At 42.8% G+C, this 3,592-nt stretch carries 5 protein-coding genes and 1 pseudogene; 2 read left to right on the forward strand and 4 right to left on the reverse strand.

The window, feature by feature from the left end; translation table 11 throughout:
• A pseudogene (locus LZP96_RS23610) lies at window positions 1–621 on the forward strand (IS5-like element ISKpn26 family transposase); the annotation flags it as partial.
• A gap of 57 nt (window positions 622–678) precedes the next feature.
• A complete protein-coding gene (locus LZP96_RS23615) occupies window positions 679–1,104 on the forward strand; it encodes a hypothetical protein (protein ID WP_000457316.1) in 426 nt (141 codons plus the stop codon).
• Between the two features lie 50 nt (window positions 1,105–1,154).
• Here the strand turns inward: LZP96_RS23615 and LZP96_RS23620 are convergent, their stop codons facing one another.
• The 4 genes from LZP96_RS23620 to LZP96_RS23635 form a co-directional block, all read right to left on the reverse strand.
• Window positions 1,155–1,562, reverse strand: coding sequence for a hypothetical protein (locus tag LZP96_RS23620; RefSeq protein WP_001371904.1), 408 nt, complete (start codon window positions 1,560–1,562; stop codon window positions 1,155–1,157).
• Window positions 1,563–2,019: 457 nt separating this feature from the next.
• Window positions 2,020–2,691, reverse strand: a complete 672-nt coding sequence (locus LZP96_RS23625) for a S1 family peptidase (RefSeq protein WP_000285959.1) — start codon at window positions 2,689–2,691, stop codon at window positions 2,020–2,022.
• Window positions 2,692–2,735: 44 nt separating this feature from the next.
• Entirely contained in the window at window positions 2,736–3,041 is a 306-nt protein-coding gene (locus tag LZP96_RS23630; protein ID WP_001100610.1) for a hypothetical protein, read from the reverse strand.
• A gap of 22 nt (window positions 3,042–3,063) precedes the next feature.
• A complete protein-coding gene (locus LZP96_RS23635) occupies window positions 3,064–3,381 on the reverse strand; it encodes a hypothetical protein (RefSeq protein WP_000785965.1) in 318 nt (105 codons plus the stop codon).
• Between the last annotated feature and the right edge of the window lie 211 nt (window positions 3,382–3,592).

Raw genomic sequence — 3,592 nt, forward strand, 5'->3', positions numbered from 1 at the left:
TTGTTCAAGACCATCAATCGCTGGCTGGCCGAAGCAGGCGTCATGATGACCCAAGGCACTTTGGTGGATGCCACCATCATTGAGGCACCCAGCTCTAGCAAGAACAAAGAGCAGCAACGCGATCCGGAGATGCATCAGACCAAGAAAGGCAATCAGTGGCACTTTGGCATGAAGGCCCACATTGGTGTCGATGCCAAGAGTGGCCTGACCCACAGCCTAGTCACCACCGCGGCCAACGAGCATGACCTCAATCAGCTGGGTAATCTGCTTCATGGAGAGGAGCAATTTGTCTCAGCCGATGCCGGCTACCAAGGAGCGCCACAGCGCGAGGAGCTGGCCGAGGTGGATGTGGACTGGCTGATCGCCGAGCGTCCCGGCAAGGTAAAAACCTTGAAGCAGCATCCGCGCAAGAACAAAACGGCCATCAACATCGAATACATGAAAGCCAGCATCCGTGCCAAGGTGGAGCACCCGTTTCGCATCATCAAGCGGCAGTTCGGCTTCGTGAAAGCCAGATACAAGGGGCTGCTGAAAAACGATAACCAACTGGCGATGTTATTCACCCTGGCCAACCTGTTTCGGGTGGACCAAATGATACGTCAGTGGGAGAGATCTCAGTAAAAACCGGAAATAACGCCAGAAATGGTGGAAAAAATAGCCTAAATAGGCTGATTCGATGTGTTTGCGGGAAAAAAATCGGCCCAGATCCGCGAAATTTTAATCAGCGAGTCAGCTTGGGAAGAAATGACCTGCTTATTCGCACCTTCCCTAGATGCCTGTGTATCCATGCTCGGAAAGATACTAAAAAAAATGTCTAACAAAAACGGTATCTCACAAACGGAAGAATCTGAATTCGCATTTCTTTTAACAAACTATATTAAACAGACTTTGACTTTTAGAGAATGGCAACGCAATGCTGACGGAAATCAACGACTGCACTTTCTTATTAATATCTACGGTGCAAAAGAAGACGGTGGCGAAGTGGTTTTAAGACCATTTATTGTAAATCCTGATGAATTAATGCTTACTCCAGCGGATGTCGTTGAATTTAATTCGCAGGTTATCAACGTTGATCGGCAGCGTCATCCTGAGTGGTTCCGTTAACTGGTCACAAGGGTTAAGAGCCTGAAAGGCTGCGATAGTGTATACGCAGCCTATTCTGTATAGCCGTCGCGTAATAATTGTTCTAAATGACTATCGACCGTTTCCTGATCACCAGGAATATATCGTGGCCATCCTGTTATATCGTTGACGCGTTTCACTATGTATGGATGAAACCCAAACTGCTCGGAAGTGATGTCAATATAATATTGCACTTCTTCGAAGTTCAATTCACACCAATAATGGCCAAAGCCACCACTCTCTGTAAATATACCGCCATCATCTGCACCGTTACCCCCACGAACAACAGCATCTAGACCTTTAGTTTTTGCTAAATAACATACAAGATAGCTTGCAAAAAGGCATGTGCCTTTCGTCTTCTTTGTGCCGCACTCCGTCAAAACTGAAAGTAGCTTTTCATGCGCCACTCGTGCAATGCCTGATACCAATTCCGGGGACATGTCTGCTCCAATGAAATTATTAGATCGACTTAAACAGGTAATATGTAATTAGGCATTACGATAAGTCGTGCCCTATTGGTTGGTACATCGTAAGAAAAGTAACTTTTCTAATCCCAGCCTGCACTCCGGGAATGCTTCTAACCTGAATAAATCACGGGGGCAGTGCTGGATACTTGTCAACTGTATTTGGATTCACAGGCTAACTATTTTTATACAGTTTAAGTGAATAAAACTTACTTAAAGCAGCGAACCACGCCGAAAGTGTAATGAGGAATACCGCCAATTCATCAGAACCATTTTTGATAGCACTGAGTAGAGCGATTAGTCCAAGGAACACCGAAAGAAAGACTAGTATTGCGGGTAAAAGTTTATACATGATAGACGTTCCTTTTAAAGGTTCAGATAGGTAGACCAACGCAGATAACGTCGGAATTGCCTGTTGTAAGATTACGCTCATTTAATTATTTTTATAACCTATGAATCCGCGTATAATTTCATTTGTAGTAATCTTCGTAATATATATCTGATAGACATTGATCTTTTTAATGTCTTGTTGACTCACAACACCATATAAGCAACTCTTAGATTGGTTTAACACAGCGCTTCCACTAACTCCATTTTGATAAAAAGCAGTCAAACCATCAGAACCAACTATTCCTTTATAATAGTAGGTTGAGTCGGGGGAAGCATACGTATTTGAAAGCGTATTATACATTCCCGATAGAACCCAAACAGACTCACCTGGAGCTAGAACATTATCACATACTGGAAGCTTCCAATTAGGTGGGGCTTTGACAATAGTATTTTTTTCTACTTTTAAAAGAGCGAGGTCCCGGTTCTTAGGATCATCAATATTGATAACTGTTGCTGGTTGGCTCCCATTCCTTGTTATTATACTTAGACTATAATCCTTGCTTGCATCAAGCCATAAATGTGAAGCTGTAAGAATATGTTGTTCATCGATCCAAGTACCTGAGCCGGAGATTGTCTTATTTCCAGACTTGATTTGAATTTTTACAGCTGAGTCCGAAAGCTCAAAATCATTGTGGTGCATACTTTGTTTATGAGGATTATCGGTGGAACAAGCAGAAATCAGTAAGGCTGAAAGAGCTAAAACCTTTCTATACATAGTCAGTTTCCTTCGAATAAGGCGAGTTTGGTTTCTAGAATATTTTATCCAGCGAGGAATTCTTCTAACGTGCTATCTTGGTACTGGGGATATATCTGCTTCATCATGCCAAAAGCAGCAACCGCTACGCTTTCTAAGTCGGAATAGAATTTAGGCTCCGTATTAAGATCATCACCATTCTTCAGAACGCCCTCGAAGCAGCTATAATCATTTCCGAACTCTTGAACAATAATCCAGCGCCCATCACGGAAACCTACGAGCATAACCGCTGAATTAGGATAGTCGCCAGCAGGCGTTAGCCAATCAAAGTGATAGTGCTTTATCGTATCATATTTCAGATGTACATTCATTATTCCTCCGTTGGCGATTACATTATTTGAGTTTTTTCATGGACTCTAAAGAAGCGAGGTAGGAATTATAGCGATCACCAAATTTTTCTTTCGCACGCTTAACGCGCATTTTCTCCGCGAGCTCAGTCTTGTTTTCTGCCTGGTAGGTCCTATTATTTTGCGTCTTTACTTCGGCCCCTGGGCCTGCTGCGTACGTTTTGTTTTTCTCGCTAATACACGCTCGGCATTTACTCTTGAGGCCAAACTTGCCCTTGAGCTCTTTTCCAAACTGTTCAAAGGGTTTAACTTGCTGACATGATTTGCATTTTTTAAAGCCCGGGGGGAGGTAGGTGTCAGCCATGAGCTGCTCCAGTAGGTATTGATTATAGGTGATTTTAACTTAAAGACGACGTCACTTTCAAATAAATCGACTACTTAACGCTGATCTTACATAATCCACGTTATACGCACTTATAATGTTAGAACCATTTAGTAATGTCACTTTTTATCCAGATAGAAACGTCACCTTAGAGTAAGCTAAACTGAATGCAATTCTAAGGGGCTCAACGCAT

The sequence above is a fragment of the Huaxiibacter chinensis genome, assembly GCF_022171985.1.
In the GTDB taxonomy this organism is placed as follows: Bacteria; Pseudomonadota; Gammaproteobacteria; order Enterobacterales; family Enterobacteriaceae; genus Enterobacter; species Enterobacter chinensis_A.